This is a genomic window from Streptomyces anandii JCM 4720 (assembly GCF_014650655.1).
Classification (GTDB): domain Bacteria; phylum Actinomycetota; class Actinomycetes; order Streptomycetales; family Streptomycetaceae; genus Streptomyces; species Streptomyces anandii.
This window is the reverse complement of record NZ_BMVJ01000003.1, coordinates 57,193-58,988: the sequence shown is the minus strand read 5'-3', so window position 1 is coordinate 58,988 and position 1,796 is coordinate 57,193. Positions and strand designations below refer to the sequence as shown.

Sequence of the window (1,796 nt, the reverse complement as noted above, 5' to 3'; positions counted from 1 at the left end):
CGTCTGGTCGGTGGCGTCCACCAGGCCCGCCTTCGCCTCGTCCGGGGTGAGGTAGCCGTGGGCGTGCCGGCCGGGGATCCTGGTGTCGGGGTGGACGTAGAAGGTGTCGGTGAGCCTGAGCGGCTTGATGATGCGGTTCTCGTACTCGGTGCGCACCGAGTGGCCGGTCACCTTCTCCACCAGCATCCCGGCGACGACGAAGTTGGTGTTGGAGTAGGCGTAGACGGCGCCGGGCGCGTGGGTGCGCGCGTGCTTGAGGGAGCGGGCCACCAGGTCGCGGTAGGTGAAGACCTTGGTGCGCACCGCCTCGAAGCCGCTGACGGTGTGCGCGAACATGTCGTTGGTGTAGTCGTACAGCCCGCTGCGGTGGCTGAGCACGTGCCGCACCGTGATCCGGTCGTCGGGCAGCAGGCCCGGCAGGTAGTGGTTGACGGAGGTGTCGAGCCGCACCTTGCCCTCGGCGGCGAGCTGGAGCAGCACGACGGCGGTGAAGGTCTTGGTGACGCTCCCGATGCGGAACCGGTCGGCGGTGCTCATCGCCTCCCCGGTCCGGCGGTCGGCGGTGCCCTCGGTGACCTTGTGCACCACCGCGTGGTCGTTCCAGGCCGTGGGGTGGTCGTCGATCCGTGCCATCGCGCCGGGCGCGCCCTGGCCGAGCGCGGTGCGCAGCAGGCGGCCGAGCGCCGCGGTGTCCGGCGCGGGCAGCGCGCCCGCGGCGGCGTCCGGGCGGCCCGCGGCCGTGCCCGGCCGGCCCTGCAACGCGTGCGCCGGCCCGGCCGCCAGGGTCAGCACCAGCGATCCGAGTACCGCACTCCTGCACATCGTCCGTGAGGCCATACGATTCCTCTCCCGTCTCCGTTTGCGCGTCGGTTCGTGCGAGATCGATCACATCGGGGCAACGCAACCTTCCCTCATCGCGTCACATCTCCACAGGCGACACACAGTTGGTCACCCGCTGATCACTGAGTGGGGTGGATTGGCAAAGGATTGTCATGGACTGCACGGAATGGATCATTCGTGCTTTACATGCGCATGACTGATCCATAAGGGTTCGTTGCCGGGGCCCGACCAGCCCCCATGGCGCAAGTCCGCCATGTCCCGGGGCGGTTGGCGATCCCGGCCGCCTTCCCTGACGAAGGAATCCTCAAGAGTGCACAGACCCCACATACGCACCGTGGCGGTCGCCGTCGCGGTGGCGACGGCCGCCACGGGGCTGGCCGGCACGGCGCTCGCCCTTCCCGGCGCGGGACCGGACAGCGCGGCCGCGGCCACGACCGCCGCGGCCGCCCCCGTCGTGGAGGCCGCCCGCGCGGCCGCCTTCGCCCACGCCTCGCAGACCGGCGTCGGACAGGGGGACGACCTGCGGGCCCAGGACGTCATGCTCGACCCCGAGGGCGCGCGCCACGTCCGCTTCATACGCACCCACCAGGGCATGCCGGTCCTCGGCGGCGACCTCGTCGTCCACCTCGACCACGGCCTGGCCTACACCGGTGTCACCCGGGCCGCCGGCCACGACGTCGAACCGGCCACCACCAAGGCCAAGCTGACGCCCCAGCAGGCCGCGGTCAAGGCCGCCTCCGTCGCCAAGGGCGACGCGGGCACCGCCCACCTCGTGGTGGACGCCCGCGGCGGCGCCTCCGCCCTCGCCTACCAGGTGCAGGTCACCGGCAGCGCCACCACCGAGGGCGGCGGCTCCCGGACCGTCGTCGTGGACGCCCTCACCGGCAAGGTGCGCAGCAACACGCCCGACAGCGACGAGTTCCTGTCCCCGAAGCTGGTCGAGACCCTGCGCGAGC

General features: G+C 71.8%; 1 protein-coding gene and 1 pseudogene. One reads left to right on the top strand and one right to left on the bottom strand.

What is annotated here, in order from left to right; genetic code table 11:
• Positions 1 to 822, bottom strand: an 822-nt coding sequence (locus IE249_RS06270; RefSeq protein WP_229857833.1) for a serine hydrolase domain-containing protein, incomplete at its 3' end; no start/stop codon positions are given.
• 328 nt (positions 823 to 1,150) lie between these two features.
• Here IE249_RS06270 and IE249_RS36415 point away from each other — a divergent pair.
• Positions 1,151 to 1,796, top strand: a pseudogene (locus IE249_RS36415) (M4 family metallopeptidase); the annotation flags it as partial.